Genomic DNA, 15,866 nt, shown 5'->3' with positions numbered 1-15,866 from the left:
TGACATGGCAACAGCTCACTATCGCGAGCTTGCCGGCGGCGTGAGCTCAGCCTTGCCGGCTTCGAGCGCGCGTTTGCGGCAGGCTGGTGATGATCGCTCCCGCCACGACGAGCAATCCGGGCAGGACGATGCTCTCGCTCAGCATCTCCTTGAAGACGAAATAACCGATGAGCGTCAGGAACGGTACGCGCAGCGTGTCGGCGGCGCAGAGTTGCAGCGCGGAGCCATAACGCGATGCGTTCGCCAGCGCCGTCTGCGTGACAAAGCCGGCAAGCATCAGCACAGCAACCGCCAGCGAAACTCCGAGCACGTCCTCGAGGTGGACGTCGCGCGGCTGAGCGGTTCCCCCCACGTCGAGGCCAATCAGGAGCGCGCACAGATAAACCGGAAGCTGCACGGCATGCATGACGAACACGATCAGGACCACGCTCTTGCTCTCGGCCAGCCGGGCCAGCATCAAATTCGTGATCGTCAGCAGGGCAACTGCACCGACCGGAATCAGCAGGCGCGGATCATGCGACACGCCCTGCGAGAACAGCAGATAGGCGCTTCCAACGGCGATGAGCGACAATCCCAGGCAGGCGACGGGTCCCGGGATCAATCCTGCGACCACGAGGCCCAGCATCGCCGCGAAGAGAGGCCCCGAGAACTCGATCGTCGCGATGAAGCCCAGGGGAAGATTGGCCAGGCTCCAGATCAACGCCAACGACCCGATCAGGTGAATCAAGCTGCGCTGGACATGATAGCCGAACTGCATGCCGGCCAGTTGGTGCAAGACCGCCTTGCTTCTGAAGACGAAGAATCCGGCAAGGATGAGCGAGCCGGCGGAGCGGATCGCCGCGATCTCGACGATGCGAAAGGAATGCGACAGATAGCGAATGGCTATCGCCACCGCGATATAGGCCAGGAAATAGGCCAGCATCCAAACCGAGAATGCCAGGAAACGGCGCGTCAACCGGTCCATGGAATACCCAGAAGCATTCGCTCCAGGATGGCCATCCTCACCGGCAAGGACAATTTGACCTGTCGAAAATAACCCGCATTCGGCAGCGCGTCGCATGACACGTCGAGCTCGGCGAAACGCGGGAGAGGGTTCAGGATCAGGGTGTCGGATTTCGCATCGAGGATCTTCTTGGCGGTCAGCGTGAAGGGTTCCGTCTCGATTTCCTTGTCGATCGCCTCGCTGCCCAGGGACGCATGCGCGAAGCGGCTCATATCCTGCATCTGAATGATCAGGACGTCATGCTCCAGGGTGTCCCTGACGTCATGAACGAAGGAGACCTTGCAGCCCAGGCTCGCCAGCAGCGCGATCGCTTCGCGCATCGGCGGATTGATCGGCACGTCCGGCAGGGAGCAGAGCGTGAAGCGCCGAGGCGGGGAGAGGCGCAGCATTTTCACGAAGGACAGGGCAAAGCGCGCACGCGTATCGCTCGACAAGGCAATCGACAGGTCTTTGACGTCCCCGCGCAATTTGCGGATGGCGAAGAGATCGATCAACGCCTGGGTCGGGTGCTCGTCAGCGCCGTTGCCGGCATTGACGACCGGCAGATAGCTCAACCGCCCGATCTGATATGGCAGGCTCTCGGTATGCGAGCGCACCACGATCAGGTCGCTATAAGCCTCCACGGTGCGGATATGATCGTCGAGCGTTTCCCCTGTCGCGCTGCCCATCCGGCTGCGATCGGTATCGTAGACGTCGAGCGATTGGTGACCCAGGCGCAAGGCTGCGGCCTGAAAGCCCAGCCGCGTCCGCGTGCTGCGCTGGTCGAACAGGGTCGCGATCACCTTTGGCCGCCGCCTTATGAGATGAAGCCGGGCCGGCTGGTCGCCAGGCGAGTCCTCTTCATCCTCTTCCGCCAGGAAGCGCTCGGCACGCGCGAAGATATCATCGAGATCGTCGCGCGACACGGAATCGGCGCCAAGCAGGTCCTTGCCGCTTGGATAATTCGGCCTCTGCATGGCGCCTCGCTCCCGTTCCGGCTCTATTACCGCGGGGACGCGCTCAAGCAACTTCTGGCCGCTTCCTCACGGCAACCGCAGCGGGCGCCGTGAGGTCCCCGACAAGGCTCATCCTGTCGGAGGCCACGCGATCCTTGATGATGGCGAGCAAAGCCTCGTCGGACATCGGTTTCGCGAGGATGAATCCCTGTATCCCATGCAAGCTGAAACGGCGCATCACGGCAAGCTGCGCCGCCGTTTCGATGCCTTCGACGATGATCGACAGCCCAAGCTTATGAGCCAGGTCGGTGATCGCGGTCATCAGCGCGTTCACCTTGACCGACGAATCGATCTCATGGCTGAAGGTCTTGTCGATCTTGATGATATCGATCGGCAATTTGGCCAGATAGCTCAAGGACGAGTAGCCGGTCCCGAAATCGTCGAGCGCGATCCTGACGCCCATGGCTCGCAGCTTCTTCAGGCTCTCGATGATGTGCGGCGCATCCTCGATGAGCGTCGATTCCGTGATCTCGAGCGTCAGGCGACGCGGCGGCAGGCCCGTCTTGCGCAGGATGGCGGCGACGATCGCGACGAGGTCGTGATCGCTCTCGAACTGCCGCGCGGAGACGTTGACGCTGACGCCGACATTGCGCGGCCAGGCCAGGGCGGCGCGCACTGCGGTTTCGATCGCCCAGGTGCCCAAGACCTTGATCAACCCGGTGCGCTCGGCCACGGGAACGAAGGTCGCGGGGCTGACCACTCCGCGCTGCGGATGATCCCAGCGCAGCAGAGCCTCGACCAGCGTGACGCTGCCGGAGCGCGGGTTGTAGATCGGCTGGTAGACGAGCTGGAATTGCCCGGCGCGCATCGCATCCCGCAGATCGACCTCGAAGGCCAGGTGTTCATCGTGCTCGACGCTCAGCTCCGGCGTATAGACGACCAAATGGTTCCGGCCATCCGACTTGGCCTTGTAGAGCGCGATGTCGGCACGCTTGAGGGCCTGTTCGACAGCCAGGCCAGCCTCGGCAACGACGACGCCGACGCTGACGGTCGCGGCGATGCTGCGTCCCTTGATCCGCCTCTGGGAGCCGATCCGCGTCAGGATGCGGCGCGCGAGCTCGACCGCCTCAGCGCTCCCGCGCGACGTGGCGACCATGAACTCGTCACCGCCCATCCGCGCGGCGATATCGCCAGGGCCAAGGCAAGACGCCAGGGTCTCGCTGATCGAGAGAAGCAATGCATCCCCGACATCGTGCCCATAGGTGTCGTTGATGCTCTTGAAATCATCGACATCGACCGACAGGAGCGCCATCTCCTGTTTGCGTGCCAGCTGGTTCTCGATCTTGAGCAGAATTGAGCGCCGGTTGTCCAGATTCGTCAGCGTGTCGCGATTGGCCAGGATCTCGAGCTCCTCCATCGTGCGATGGCGGGACACGAACATCTCGTGAATGATCTGCGTGCTGGAGAAGGTCAAAATCGTCGTCAGCGCGACCGTTAGCGCGATCAGGACATAGGCCGGCTCCAAGGTCGCAGCCAATGCGCAGGTGAAGGGCGCGCCGGAGATCAGGACCTGGATCTTCGTGATCAGGGGGCGCGAGGTGTTGCGCCCCGATATCCCCGCCAGATAGCCGATCGACTGCGCGATCGCCAGAACGGCGACCGGCTGGCTCGGATAGCGCCACAGGGCGTAGCAGCTGAATCCGGCAATGAGCGCGGCCGTTCCCCAGGCCCCAATCATCGCAAGCCGCTCGAAACGGGCCGCGTCGAAGGGTGCGCCAGCTACGGCATGCGCCCGCTCATACAGTCTGTGGGAAGCGAACCGGAACAATCCGAGGCAAGCCATCAGGACGGCCAGGCCATAGAATACGGGATCATGGCCGGCGAGCAGGCCCGCTCCCAGCATGACCAATGTAACCGTGATCGAACCGATAAGAATAGGCCCGGGCGTGGCGTAGAGCGCCGCCACCAGCTGGGCATTCATCGTACCATGATCTTCGGGAAGCCGCGCTGCCTCAGCAACATGATTTGTGCTTCTGGACATAGGACACACTCGGCTCAGAGCCGGGTTCAACCCAGCTCACATAATTTTGGCTCTTGTCGAAGCCTCCCAAGGAGCATCTGCCTTCAAAGTTGAATAAATCCTAAGATTCCCGGCCTCAATTCGCGGGGCATGAGTGCCTGAGCAGGATCATGTCGAACTTGCCGCGCTCCACCGTGCGAGCGAGGTGCTGCAGCAAGGGCAGTTTTTCGGAGCCGAACTGCGCGTCCGGCATGCGCCAGCCCGCGACACTCGCAACATCGGGATCGAGTCCTCGGCGGAACGGCGCGACAGGCTGGCAGCCAGGCCCACGCTCCACTAAGACTTGCCCAGGCCAGCCGCCTTGCGGCCCACGGCCATTGGCCTTGCGGTCCCAAGAGCCGCACCGGCGCGTGCTCTAAGGGGCGTTTTCAGTGATTCAGGATCTCGGATGAACATCGATCTCAACGCGGATGTCGGCGAAAGCTTCGGTCCCTGGACCATGGGAGACGATGCGGCGATGTTCGACATCGTCACCACGGCCAATGTCGCATGCGGTTTTCATGCCGGCGACCCCGAGATCATGCGAAAGACCGCCGAGCTCGCGCGCGGCAAGCATGTCGCGATCGGCGCCCATCCTGGCTTTGCCGATCTGATCGGCTTCGGCCGGCGCCGCCTGCCGGGCCTGACCGAGCGGGAGGTCGAGAACCTCGTCGCCTATCAGGTCGGCGCGTTCAAAGCGGTCGCGGCATTGACCGGCTATCCGATGACCCATGTGAAGACGCATGGCGCGCTCGGCAACATCTGCAATGACGACGACGCGCTGGCGCTCGCCGTCGCGCGCGGCATCAAGGCGGCCGACCCCGACGCGCTCTTCCTGGTGATGCCGGGAATGGCGACGGAACGGGCGGCCGAAAAGCTCGGCCTGGCCTATTTCCGGGAGATCTATGCCGACCGGACCTATGACGACAGCTTTAATCTCACGGATCGCGCCAAGCCCGGCGCGGTGATCCACGATCCCGAGGAAGCGTGCCGACACGTCATGCGCATGCTCGATGCCGGCGCGGTGGTGTCGGTGAGCGGCAAGACGCTCAAGGTCGGCATCGACTCGATCTGCGTGCATGGCGACAATCCCCATGCCGTCGCCCTCGCCCGAACGCTGCGCAACCAGCTCGAAGCGGCAGGCGTGACGGTGGCGCGCCACACCGCATCCTGACCCTCAAACGCCGATCGCCTCCGTCGCGCTGGTGACGCCGCCGATCAGGTTGAGCCCGAGCAGCCTTTCGCTCGTCAGCGGCGCGGCCAGCGGGACGAGCGCGGAGGCAAGGCCCTCGATCATGGCCTGAAGCCGGCGCGCCGCCTCGATCGCCTGCTCGAAGGTCACGATCTCGAAACGCACCGGCTCGCCTGGCGGGATCTGCGCGAAGCGGCCGATATCGGCGCTGATGATGGTTGCGATCTTGGGGTAGCCGCCAGTGGTCTGGCGATCGCGCAGCAGCACGATCGGCCGGCCGTCGCCCGGCACCTGGATCGAGCCGTCGACGATGCCGTCCGAGACGATGTTGTAGCCGCCGCGATGCGGCAGCGTCGGCCCGTCCAGGCGCACGCCCATCCGGTCCGCCTGCCCGCTGAGGCGGTAGCCGGCGCTGGTCAGGATCGCCAAGGCCTCGGCGCCGAAATGATCGTCCTGCGGGCCGGGCAGGATGCGGATCGGCCCCGTCTCGCCGCGTGGAAGCTCCGGGAGGCAGAGCAGCACCGCCTCGCGCCCGCCCGGCGTCGCCGGAATACGCGCACCGACCGCGAGCGGTTCGCCGCCGATACCCGAGCGGCGATGCATCGAGCGGCTGCCCATGTCCGGCGCGGTCGCGATGCCGCCCTCGACACCGAGATAGGCATAGGCCGCACCTGGCGCCGGGCGCGCCACGACCGTGCCGCCATCGGCGACGCGCACCGCCGTGAAGGGAGCGACCTGGCGGCCATCCACCTCAAGCGTGCAGGCCGGGCCGGCGAGTGCGACCGTGATGTCGCCCTCGGCCGTCAGGCGAGCGCCGCCCGGGCCCAGCTCCAGCGCCGCGGCGCCGGCCTCGGCTGCCACAAACAGGTTCGCCGCGGCCAGATGGAAGCGATCCATCGCGCCCGCAGGCGAAACGCCGAAGCGCTGATAGCCGAAGCGGCCGCGATCCTGGATCGAGGTCGCGGGACCGCAGGCCTTGACGATGAGCGCGCTCATGGCGCCTCGCAGCGGGCGACGGAAGCTCCGGAGGCCGCCAGCGCATCGAGCCCGGCCCATTCGCCGGGAGCAATCCGCTCGAAGCGAATCTCGTCGCCCGGCGCGTAGGTGAAGACCGGATCGCGTCCCGGCATGAAGCCGCGCGCCGGCGTTCGGCCGATCATATGCCAGCCGCTTGGCCCCTCGACGGTGGAGATCGCGCCCTGCGCCCCGCCGATGGAGACCGACTGCGCCGGCGTCTTCATGCGCGGTTCGAGCCGGCGTGGGGTGGCGAGCGCCGGATCGAGCCCGCTGAGATAGGCAAAGCCCGGCATGAAGCCGATCATCGCGACGACATAGGTCGCGGCCGCGTGGCGTGCGACCAGCGCCTCCCCACTGATGCCATGGCGCGCCGCCAGATCGTCGAGGTCCATGCCGAAATCGCCGCCATAGACGACCGGTACGCGCCAGCGCCGCACCTTGCCACCTGCCGCGACCGGCCTCTCGCTGAGAGCGAGAATGCGCTCCGACAAGGCTCGGAAATCGGTGCTGAGCGGATCGAGATGGATCAGCAGCGAGCAATAGGTCGGCACGGTCTCAAGCAGGCCGGGCTGCGGCTCGGCGGAGAGCGCCGCATCGAGCGCCAGCACGCGCGCATTGACCGTGGGATCGATCGCATCCCCGAATTCGACCGAGATGGCGGCATCGCCGCAGCGCAGCAGGCGGGGACGGGGCAAGGTCTCGATCGTCATCCGTTTCTCGCAATGCCTAGAGCATTTCCGCGTTTCTCCGAATCGCGGGAATGCTCTACCTCCTTGTTTTATCGCATTGTCTTCACGCGAACCGGTGTCCACTTCGCTCGAAAATGCTCTAGCAGAAGCCGGTCAAGCTCACCAATACGCCGGCCTTCACGTTCGAGCGCAGCTTCCCGCAGAAGCTGACGCAGTTCGCCTCCAAGCCCGCGACCTTGCAGACCAACGACATCGATTGCTGGGACGGGCTGAAGAAGCGTTTCGACCCGACGAAGATCGCGCCGGACTGATAAGGATCGGCAGCCGCTGCCTGCCGTATGGGGATGCATCAACCCTGCACTCGTGATCTGATCTCCCGCGGCGGGTCGTGGCGGGGGGAGCGATGATGACAGCTTGGTTGAGTGGCGCGCTGAGCCTGGCGCTGGGCGGCGTTCTGGTTGTCGGGCTGGTGATCTGGCCAGCCCATCGCCGCCTGCAGCGGGCCGAGTTCATTCGCAACTACAGCTGGCCGCCAGGCCTGCTCGACAAGCTCGCAGCCCATCACCCCAGCTTTACCCGCAAGGAGACGGCCCTCGTCGCCCAAGGCCTGCGGCAATTCTTTCTCGCCTATCTCAACAGCGGGCAGCTTCATGTCGCCATGCCCTCGCAGGTGGCGGACGATCTGTGGCACGAGTTCATCCTCTACACCCGCGCCTATCAGGATTTCTGCCGTCAGGCTTTTGGCGGGTTTCTGCACCATACGCCGGCGGTCGCTCTGGCTGAGGGCCGTAAGCGGGACAATACCGGCCTGCGCCGTGTCTGGCTCCTGTGCTGCCGCGAGGATGGCATCAATCCCACGAACCCGTCGCGACTGCCGCTGCTCTTCGCGCTGGACGTGAAGCTGAACATTCCGGGCGGCTATCGCTACTATCCCGATTGCGCGCAGCTGCGCCGCAACGGCGACGCCGGTTCGCAATGCGGCGGCGACTTTTCCGACAGCTCCTACGACGGTGGGACGGACGGCCTCAGCGACAGCAGCCGTAGCAGCGGGTCGGATACCGACAGCGGCAGTGACAGCGGTGGAGGCGATGGCGGCGGCTGCGGCGGCGGTGGCGGCGACTAGCTGTTCGCCCAGGCACCGTCAGAGAGGCCTTGGCCGCCCTCATAGGCAGGGCCGTACGGAACTTCAGCTGGAGAGCGGCGGAATCCGGCCGCCGCCGCAACGTGAAAGAACCGTAATGCGCCGGTGAGATCGCCTGCACCTCGGAAGGCTTAGCCTTCGAGGGTGGGCCGCATATGGGCGGCCTGGCCAACGGAGTGTTCCGATGTCGGATCTGGCTGAGCCTTTCCCCAATCGGCGTCGCCGGCGCCTGTTCGCTTCGGTTGCCGCCCTGGCGCTGGTCGCCTCGGGCACCGTCGGCGGCGCGATGATCGCCTATACCAATCCAGCGCGCGCCGCAGCGGTCGTGACCTCGGACCTGCAGGCGCAGGCGGTGCCGTCCTTCTCCCCCGTGGTCGAGCGCGTGAAGCCCGCCGTGGTCTCGGTGCGGGTCCTGATCGAGAACATGTCCGACAGTGGAAGCGAGGTCTCCCACGAGCTCGACAAGCTGCCGCCTCAGCTCAAGGAGCTGTTCAAGCGCCTCGAAAAGAATGGCGGCGCGCAGCAACGGCAGCCGCCCCGGCAAGGCATGGCGCAGGGCTCCGGCTTCTTCGTCTCGGCGGATGGCTATGTCGTCACCAACAACCATGTCGTCGAGCACGGCAAGGTCGTCACCGTCACGACGGAAGACGGCAAGGTGCTCGAGGCCAAGGTCATCGGCACCGATCCGAAGACCGATCTCGCGCTGCTGAAGGTGCTCGCGCCGGGTGACTATCCTTATGTCTCGCTGGCGAGGGACACGCCGAAGGTCGGCGACTGGGTCGTGGCGATCGGCAACCCGTTCGGGCTCGGCGGCACCGTCACCTCCGGAATCGTCTCCGCGCGCGGCCGCGACATCGGCAACGGCCCCTATGACGATTTCCTGCAGATCGATGCCCCGATCAACAAGGGCAATTCCGGCGGACCGACCTTCAACCTCAAGGGCGAGGTCGTCGGCGTCAACACCGCGATCTATTCACCGTCCGGGGGCAGCGTCGGCCTGGCCTTCGCCATTCCCGCCGACACGGTCTCGACGGTCGTCGCAGCTCTTCAACAGGGCGGCGCCGTTCAGCGTGGCTATCTCGGCGTGCAGATCCAGCCGGTGACGCGCGACATCGCCGACAGCCTCGGCCTCGACGACGCCTCGGGAGCGCTGGTCGACGGCGCCCTGCCCGGCACGCCGGCGGCGGATGCCGGGGTCAAATCGGGCGACGTCATCACCAAGCTCAACGGCCAGCCCGTCAAGGACGATCGCGACCTGACGCGCCGTGTCGGTGCGCTGAAGCCAGGCGACAAGGCGGAGATCGCCGTTCTGCGCTCCGGCAAGGAGCTGGCCCTGAACGTGGCGCTCGCCCCGCTGAAGACCGAGAAGGTCGCTGAAACCGTCGAGGAGCCGCATGGCGGCGCCTCGGTCCTCGGCGTCCTGCTCGCTCCGGCCAAGCCATCCCATGGTGCCGCCGGGCAAGGCGTCATGATCACGCGCGTCGACCCCAACGGCCCGGCCGCGAGCAAGGGACTGAGCAAGGGCGACGTGATCCTCGAGGTCGCCGGCAGGAGCGTCACTCAGCCGGCGGAGGTCAAGGCCGGCATTGCGAGCGCCGCTCAGGACGGCAAGAAGGCCGTCCTGCTCAAGATCAAGACCGCGCAGGGCGCGCTGTTCATGGCCTTCCCGCTGCCGAAGGCTTGAAGCAACTGAAAGTCTCCAGGCGGATGCTCGACCCGGTCGGACATCCGCCTGGAAAGCTCGCGGGCGTCATGCCAGGCGCGCCGGAACGCGTGGCGAAGTTCGCCTCCGAGCTCGCCCCCTTTTGATCTCGCCATGTCCTTCATATTCTGCAAACAACGCCAAGCTTGACACGGTTTTATCCCTCGGATAACGCCCCTCTGAAAGCCACATCGCAAGATGTTTTCATGCTTTCAGATCATTCTTTGGGAGCCTATCTTGAATAAAATGCCTTTTATAGCAATGCTATCTGTCATTGTTTTCACCAGCCTGACTACGAGCAATGTACATGCCCAGGCTCTCCCGATATATATAATTATGATACATTTTGCCGAAAACTTTCCGGCGGAGACTTCGAAAAAGACATGAAATGCGGCGAGAAGGAATCCGCCGCCTATTCGAAGCTCGAGAAAATCTGGGCCTCCACCTCGGCGACGCGCAAGACCGAATGTCACAACGTCGCCTATGACGCCGACACCGGCGCGGGCTCTTACGCCCGCCATCTCCAGTGCATCGAAAATGGGAAAAAGTAAGCCGGCACAGCATCAGGCCAAAGATCGTATTCGGTCTGATGCTGCAGGACCTTGATTTTGCATCGATCTGGAAAGCCCGTGGAGCTCAACCCGGACAGGCTAATCGAGATGCACGGCAACGTTCAGCCGTGGCTGCGCCCGTGCTTGCTCGGCATAGTCAGTTCCGGCGTAAAGCCGAAGCAGCCCATCTGGGAGAGATCCGCGGCGCCTTGATTCTCCATCTTCTGGCAGAACACCAGCCGCGTGCAGTCATCGGCGATGTTGGTCCAGCCTTGTCCGGGAATGCCCGAAGGCATCTTGTAGGCGCAGGCCGCTTCCCAAGGCGCGCTGGCTTGCGCCGGCGTCATGAAGGACAGGGCGGCGAAGCCCGCGGCAATGATGAAACCACGCATGACGTTACCTCCAAAAAGGGAACGCCTGAACGAATGCGCAATCTCGGCCCCTATCGGTATCTCCGACCGAAGCCCCAGCGCCGCAGCGTTCCTCATCCCAAGAGATGGGCTGCGCCGCCGGCGTTTCAATTCGTTGAGAACGGCGAAAATGCATGCCGGAACAATCACTTCCGCCATGTGTTCACACATAGATCATAACATGCCGGCCTGGCGCGTCGCGCGCGGCCCGGTTTGAAGCCGTGACGTTCAGAACCGCCTCGGCTCCGCAGGCCTTGGGGTCCGCGTCCAGCCACCGCCCAGGGCCTGGAACAGGCTCGCCGCCGCCTGGAAGCGCGTCAGGCGGACCTGCGCCAAGTTGTCCTCGGCCGTGAAGAAGGTCTGCTGGACCTGAAGCACGCTGACCAGGTTGACGGTGCCGCCGCGCAGCTGGGTTTCCGCCACCTCGAAGGCCCGGCGCGAGCTGGCGACGACCTCGCTCTGCAAACGCTCCTGCAAGCTCGTCTGCTGAAGCGCGACGAGGGCCTTCTCGACATCGGTGAAGGCCGACAGGACCGCCTTGCGGTAGGCTTGCAGATTTTCGAGCTGGACCCCTTGCGCCTGCTCCAGCTGGCTCTTCAACAGATTGCCGTCGAGGATCGGCTGGGTCAGGCTCGCCGCGAGGGTGTAGTACCACGCGCCGGGTCCAAACAGCGACGACAAGGCCTTGCTCTGGAAGCCGGTATCGGCCGTCAGCTGGATCTGCGGGAAGAAGGCGGCGCGCGCCGACTCGACGCTGAAATTGGAGCCTGCAAGCTGCGCCTCCGCCTGCATGATGTCAGGCCGCTGCCGCAAGAGCTCCGAGGGAATGCCCGGCGTGACGCGCGGAACCGCGAGACTGGCGAGGCTTCCGCCAGTCACCGTGAACTTCGCAGGCGCCCGGGCGACCAGCAAGGCCAGCGTGGCGCTGTTCTGGCGCAAGGTGATTTCCAGCGGAGGAATCGAGGCGCGCTGGGTCGCAACCAAGGTCTCCTGCTGCGACACTTCGAGCTGCGATGCGGTTCCCGCGGTGAATTGCTGCTTGATCAGGACCAGGATGCGCTCGGCCGAGGCCGCGTTGCGGCGCGCGATGCGGAGGCGGTCCTGCGCCGTCAGGAGCTCGAAATAGGTGTTGGCGACGGTCGCGGTCGCGGTCAGCGCCACCACGTCGCGATTGTAGCGTGCCGCGGTCGCGCTCTCCTCCGCCGCATAGAGCGTCGCGCGGTTCTTGCCCCAGAAATCGATCATGTAGCTCGCCGTGAGGCCGGCGTTGAACTGCGAGGTCGAGCGCGAGCCTGCGCTGCTGCTACTGCTCGACGACGTTGCCGAGCGCAGCCGCTCGGCGGTTCCGCTCCCCGTCAGCGTGGGCAGCAGGGGAGCGCCCGCAATCCCGGCCTGCGCATCGGCCTGGAGGATCTGGGCCACGGCCACGGCGATATCGAGATTGGCGGCTTGTGCCGTTTCGATCAGGCGCGTCAGCTCCGTCGAGCGAAAGCCGCGCCACCAGTCGAGCGCCGGCACGGCGCTGCCGGGCGCGCGCGGCGCCTCGCGATAGCTTGCCGGCACTTCGAGATTGGTGGCGGGCCGCTCGCTCCCGAGGATGCAGCCGGACAGCCCCATCCCGATCAGGATGAGTGCGGCCAACGGCGCGAGGCCAGGCATGACGCCGATCTTCGGAGCGGAAGCAGCCCGCCCGAACGCAACACCATCACGCATTCCGCACCTCGCCCGCACTTGCGTCCGCCGCACCAGAATGCCGCTCTCGGCCGCAAGGTTCGGGTTCGATCATCGTCTTCGTACAGCATTCGGCCGGCCGCAAGCAGCCCTCTTGCCGATCCTGCAAGTCTTGCCGTCCCTGAAAATCTTGCCTTGCCTGGAAAGAAGCCTCGCTCATGAGGCAGCACCGGGTGAAGCCGGCGTTTTGCTGCCGCCTTTAAGGCGCTGGCACCAGGCGCGGAACCTGTCGGCGTAGAGATAGATCACCGGCGTCGTATAGAGCGTCAGGACTTGGCTCAGGATGAGACCGCCGACGATCGCGATGCCGAGCGGCTGCCTGAGCTCGCTGCCCTCCCCCAGGCCGATCGCGAGCGGCAAGGCGCCGAGCATGGCCGCCATGGTCGTCATCATGATCGGCCGGAAGCGCAGCAGGCAGGCTTCATGGATCGCATCGAACGCGGACAGGCCGCGGGTGCGCTGAGCGTCGAGCGCGAAGTCGATCATCATGATCGCGTTCTTCTTGACGATGCCGATCAGCAGGATGACGCCGATCAGCGCCATGATGCTGAACTCCGTGTTGAACGCCATCAAGGCGAGCAAGGCTCCCACGCCGGCCGACGGCAAGGTCGAGAGGATCGTCAGCGGGTGAACATAGCTCTCATAGAGCACGCCGAGCACGAGATAGATCGTGATCAGGGCGGCGAGGATGAGATAAGGCTGGTTGCTCAGCGAATCCTGGAAGGCCCGGGCCGTACCCTGGAAGCTGCCCCGGATCGTGGCGGGCACGCCGATACGGTTCATCGTCGCGTCGATCGTCTCGACCGCCGCGCTCAGCGGGACGTTCGGCGGCAGGTTGAACGAGATGGTGCTGGCGACGAACAGGCCCTGATGGTTCACGGACAAGGGGGTCGAGCCCTGCTCGAACCGCGCCAGCGTCGATAGCGGCACCATGGTTTCGCTGGAGGTGCTGACGGCCGAGCCGCTCGAGGCGGTGCCGCGCCCAGTCTGGCCGATGGAATTCGTCGCGAGGTTGCGGGCGGCATTGGCGCTGGCGGAGTTCGCCGAGGCCGATTGCCCCGGCCCTGCCACCGTTCCCGAGACCGCATTGGTCGCCAGCGAACCGCCGACCGACCCGCCGGAGGTGCTGATAAAGACGTTCTTCAGCGTCTCCGGATTCTGCCAGAAGCGCGGCGCGACCTCCATGATCACATGATACTGGTTGCGGGCGACGAAGATCGTCGAGACCTGGCGCTGGCCGAAGGCGTCATAGAGCGTGTTGTTGATCTGGCTCATCGAGATGCCCAGGCGGGCAGCCGTGTCGCGGTCGACGACCAGGTTGGATTGCAGCCCCTTGTTCTGCTGGTCGCTGTTGACGTCGGCAAGGTTGGGCTGGCCCTGCAGCGCGGCCGTGATCTTCGGGGCCCATTCATAGAGCTCTTCGAGGGTCGAGCCCTGCAGCGTGTATTGATATTGCGCGTTGCCGGCGCGGCCACCGACGCGGATATCCTGCACGGCTTGCAGGAACAGGGTCGCGCCGGGCACGGCCGAAAGCTCCCGCCGTAGGCGGGCGATCACCTGATCGGCCGAGATCTTGCGCTCGGCCATGGGCTTCAGCGACATGAAGACATTGCCGGAATTGGTCTGCCCGCCGCCGGTGAAGCCGACGGTGGTGTCAACCGCCGGATCCTGCCTGACGATGGAGACGAACTGCGCGAGCTTCTGCTGCATGAGCTGGAAGGAGATGCTCTGGTCGGCCTGGATCGCACCGACGATCCGCCCGGTGTCCTGCTGCGGAAAGAAGCCCTTCGGGATGATGTCGTAGAGATAGACGTTCAGGCCTACGACCGAGGCGAAAATCAGCATGATCGCGCGGGGATGGCGCAGCGCCAAGGAGAGGCTGCTCCGGTAGCCGTCGAGCATCCATTCGAAGACCCGCTCGCTGCCGCGATAGAGCCGCCCATGGCGCTCGCCAGTCTGCTTGCGCAGTAGCACCGCGCACATCATCGGCGTCGTTGCCAGCGAGATCGCCAGCGAGATCATGATCGCCAGCGAGGTCGTCATCGCGAATTCGCGGAACAGGCGACCGACGATGCCGCCCATCAGCAGGATGGGGATGAAGACGGCGACGAGCGACACGCTCATCGACAAAACGGTGAAGCCGACCTCCTGGGCGCCCTTGAGGGCGGCGTCGCGCGGCGCCATGCCGTCCTCGATATGGCGCGTGATGTTCTCCAGCACCACGATGCAGTCGTCGACGACGAAGCCGGTCGCGACGGTGAGCGCCATCAGCGACAGGTTGTTGAGGCTGTAGCCCATCAGCCACATGGCCGCGAATGTCGCGATCAGCGACACCGAGACGGCAACGATCGGAACCAGCGTCGCGCGCCAGTCCCGCAGGAAGAGGAAAACCACCGCGATGACGAGCAGGATCGCGATCACCAGGGTTCGCTCGACATCGTGCAGGGAGGCGCGGATCGTCGTCGATCGATCGACAGCCGGCTCAATGTCGATCGCCGGCGAGACCGAGGCACGCAAGGTCGGCAGCAGCGCCTTCACACGATCGACCACGCCGATGATGTTCGCATTCGGCTGCCTGAACAGGATGACGAGAACGCTGGGCTTGCCATTGGCGAGGCCCGAATTGCGCAGGTTCTCGACGGAATCCACCACCTCGCCGACATCAGAGAGGCGCACCGGGGCGCCGTTGCGATAGGCGATCGTCAATGATCTGTATTGCGCCGCCTTCTCCGCCTGATCGCTGGCATAGATCTGATAGCGCCGATCGCCGACATCGATCGCGCCCTTCGGGCTATGGGCATTGGCGCTGGCGATCGCGGCGCGGACATCCTCCAGGCCGATGCCGTATTTGTAGAGCGCCTGGGGAATGAGCTCGACGCGCACCGCCGGCAACGAGCCGCCGCCGACGACGGCCTCGCCGATGCCTTCGACCTGCGACAATTTCTGCGCCAGCACGGTCGATGCGGCGTCGTAGAGCGCCCCGCGCGTCAGCGTGTCCGAGGTCAAGGTGAGGATGAGGATCGGGGCGTCGGCGGGATTGACCTTGCGATAGGTCGGATTGGCCCTCAGGCTCGTCGGCAGGTCGGCGCGGGCGGCATTGATCGCGGCCTGGACGTCGCGCGCCGCGCCGTTGATGTCGCGATTGAGCCCGAATTGCAGGGTGATACGCGCCGATCCGACGCTGCTCGACGAGGTCATCTCCGAGACGTCGGCGATCTGCCCGAGATGGCGTTCGAGCGGGCTCGCGACCGTCGTCGCGACATCCTGCGGGCTGCCGCCGGGCAATGAGGCCTGCACCGAGATCGTCGGGAAGTCGACCTCCGGCAGCGGCGAGACCGGCAGCTGGAAGAACGCGACCGCGCCCGCCGCGGCGAGCCAGAAGGTCAGCAGCGTCGTGGCGACGGGGCGGCGGATGAAGACGCTGGACAGGCTCATG

Annotated in this window: 13 protein-coding genes; 5 read left to right on the top strand and 8 right to left on the bottom strand. The window is 65.1% G+C overall.

Features of this window, described 5'->3' with window-relative positions; genetic code table 11:
- Positions 1 to 46 precede the first annotated feature (46 nt).
- The 3 genes from BHK69_RS17625 to BHK69_RS17615 are packed head-to-tail and all read right to left on the bottom strand — an operon-like array spanning position 47 to position 3,919.
- Positions 47 to 1,060 carry a DMT family transporter gene (locus BHK69_RS17625; RefSeq protein ID WP_148663473.1) on the bottom strand — a complete coding sequence of 338 codons (1,014 nt, stop codon included), beginning with the start codon at positions 1,058 to 1,060 and terminating at the stop codon, positions 47 to 49.
- Positions 952 to 1,959, bottom strand: coding sequence for an aspartate/ornithine carbamoyltransferase family protein (locus BHK69_RS17620; protein WP_069691232.1), 1,008 nt, complete (start codon positions 1,957 to 1,959; stop codon positions 952 to 954). Before BHK69_RS17620 ends, BHK69_RS17625 begins: the two co-directional genes overlap by 109 nt.
- Before the next feature lie 43 nt (positions 1,960 to 2,002).
- Entirely contained in the window at positions 2,003 to 3,919 is a 1,917-nt protein-coding gene (locus BHK69_RS17615; RefSeq protein WP_069691231.1) for a putative bifunctional diguanylate cyclase/phosphodiesterase, read from the bottom strand.
- A gap of 487 nt (positions 3,920 to 4,406) precedes the next feature.
- Here BHK69_RS17615 and BHK69_RS17610 point away from each other — a divergent pair, with 487 nt between their 5' ends.
- Positions 4,407 to 5,171, top strand: coding sequence for a LamB/YcsF family protein (locus tag BHK69_RS17610; RefSeq protein WP_069691230.1), 765 nt, complete (start codon positions 4,407 to 4,409; stop codon positions 5,169 to 5,171).
- Positions 5,172 to 5,174: 3 nt separating this feature from the next.
- Here BHK69_RS17610 and BHK69_RS17605 read toward each other — a convergent pair whose 3' ends face one another.
- Positions 5,175 to 6,185 (bottom strand): 5-oxoprolinase subunit C family protein, encoded by a 1,011-nt coding sequence (locus tag BHK69_RS17605; protein WP_069691229.1) that lies wholly within the window; start codon positions 6,183 to 6,185, stop codon positions 5,175 to 5,177.
- Positions 6,182 to 6,916: a 5-oxoprolinase subunit PxpB gene (gene pxpB / locus BHK69_RS17600; protein ID WP_069691228.1), complete on the bottom strand. Its 735-nt coding sequence runs from the start codon at positions 6,914 to 6,916 to the stop codon at positions 6,182 to 6,184. Before pxpB ends, BHK69_RS17605 begins: the two co-directional genes overlap by 4 nt.
- Positions 6,917 to 7,101: 185 nt before the next feature.
- Between pxpB and BHK69_RS33615 the strand changes: the two genes are divergently transcribed.
- The 4 genes from BHK69_RS33615 to BHK69_RS32660 all read left to right on the top strand — a co-directional run bounded on the left by BHK69_RS33615 (position 7,102) and on the right by BHK69_RS32660 (position 10,289).
- The gene (locus BHK69_RS33615; protein ID WP_425285574.1) at positions 7,102 to 7,206 is read left to right on the top strand and encodes a hypothetical protein; all 105 of its coding nucleotides are present in this window, start codon (positions 7,102 to 7,104) and stop codon (positions 7,204 to 7,206) included.
- A 95-nt stretch (positions 7,207 to 7,301) separates the two neighbouring features.
- Complete coding sequence (locus BHK69_RS17595) at positions 7,302 to 8,018, top strand: glycine-rich domain-containing protein (protein ID WP_148663472.1); 717 nt, start codon at positions 7,302 to 7,304, stop codon at positions 8,016 to 8,018.
- A gap of 202 nt (positions 8,019 to 8,220) precedes the next feature.
- Positions 8,221 to 9,720 (top strand): Do family serine endopeptidase, encoded by a 1,500-nt coding sequence (locus tag BHK69_RS17590; protein ID WP_069691227.1) that lies wholly within the window; start codon positions 8,221 to 8,223, stop codon positions 9,718 to 9,720.
- 401 nt (positions 9,721 to 10,121) lie between these two features.
- Positions 10,122 to 10,289 (top strand): hypothetical protein, encoded by a 168-nt coding sequence (locus BHK69_RS32660; RefSeq protein WP_158516234.1) that lies wholly within the window; start codon positions 10,122 to 10,124, stop codon positions 10,287 to 10,289.
- Between the two features lie 122 nt (positions 10,290 to 10,411).
- Here the strand turns inward: BHK69_RS32660 and BHK69_RS32115 are convergent, their stop codons facing one another.
- The 3 genes from BHK69_RS32115 to BHK69_RS17570 all read right to left on the bottom strand — a co-directional run bounded on the left by BHK69_RS32115 (position 10,412) and on the right by BHK69_RS17570 (position 15,865).
- The gene (locus BHK69_RS32115) at positions 10,412 to 10,858 is read right to left on the bottom strand and encodes a hypothetical protein (RefSeq protein ID WP_148663471.1); all 447 of its coding nucleotides are present in this window, start codon (positions 10,856 to 10,858) and stop codon (positions 10,412 to 10,414) included.
- A 69-nt stretch (positions 10,859 to 10,927) separates the two neighbouring features.
- Complete coding sequence (locus BHK69_RS17575; RefSeq protein ID WP_069693753.1) at positions 10,928 to 12,358, bottom strand: efflux transporter outer membrane subunit; 1,431 nt, start codon at positions 12,356 to 12,358, stop codon at positions 10,928 to 10,930.
- Between the two features lie 228 nt (positions 12,359 to 12,586).
- The gene (locus BHK69_RS17570) at positions 12,587 to 15,865 is read right to left on the bottom strand and encodes an efflux RND transporter permease subunit (protein WP_069691224.1); all 3,279 of its coding nucleotides are present in this window, start codon (positions 15,863 to 15,865) and stop codon (positions 12,587 to 12,589) included.
- Between the last annotated feature and the right edge of the window lies 1 nt (position 15,866).

Source organism: Bosea vaviloviae (assembly GCF_001741865.1).
Lineage (GTDB): Bacteria > Pseudomonadota > Alphaproteobacteria > Rhizobiales > Beijerinckiaceae > Allobosea > Allobosea vaviloviae.
This window is presented reverse-complemented; position numbering and strand designations above follow the sequence as displayed.

Bases quoted from the DNA above. Each gene is read 5' to 3' on its own strand.
- pxpB (WP_069691228.1), bottom strand. From the start codon at position 6,916: ATGACGATCGAGACCTTGCCCCGTCCCCGCCTGCTGCGCTGCGGCGAT.
- BHK69_RS17615 (WP_069691231.1), bottom strand. From the start codon at position 3,919: ATGAATGCCCAGCTGGTGGCGGCGCTCTACGCCACGCCCGGGCCTATT.
- BHK69_RS17620 (WP_069691232.1), bottom strand. From the start codon at position 1,959: ATGCAGAGGCCGAATTATCCAAGCGGCAAGGACCTGCTTGGCGCCGAT.
- BHK69_RS17625 (WP_148663473.1), bottom strand. From the start codon at position 1,060: ATGCGACGCGCTGCCGAATGCGGGTTATTTTCGACAGGTCAAATTGTC.
- BHK69_RS17595 (WP_148663472.1), top strand. From the start codon at position 7,302: ATGACAGCTTGGTTGAGTGGCGCGCTGAGCCTGGCGCTGGGCGGCGTT.
- BHK69_RS17570 (WP_069691224.1), bottom strand. From the start codon at position 15,865: ATGAGCCTGTCCAGCGTCTTCATCCGCCGCCCCGTCGCCACGACGCTG.
- BHK69_RS17610 (WP_069691230.1), top strand. From the start codon at position 4,407: ATGAACATCGATCTCAACGCGGATGTCGGCGAAAGCTTCGGTCCCTGG.
- BHK69_RS32115 (WP_148663471.1), bottom strand. From the start codon at position 10,858: ATGGCGGAAGTGATTGTTCCGGCATGCATTTTCGCCGTTCTCAACGAA.
- BHK69_RS17605 (WP_069691229.1), bottom strand. From the start codon at position 6,185: ATGAGCGCGCTCATCGTCAAGGCCTGCGGTCCCGCGACCTCGATCCAG.
- BHK69_RS17575 (WP_069693753.1), bottom strand. From the start codon at position 12,358: ATGCCTGGCCTCGCGCCGTTGGCCGCACTCATCCTGATCGGGATGGGG.
- BHK69_RS32660 (WP_158516234.1), top strand. From the start codon at position 10,122: ATGAAATGCGGCGAGAAGGAATCCGCCGCCTATTCGAAGCTCGAGAAA.
- BHK69_RS17590 (WP_069691227.1), top strand. From the start codon at position 8,221: ATGTCGGATCTGGCTGAGCCTTTCCCCAATCGGCGTCGCCGGCGCCTG.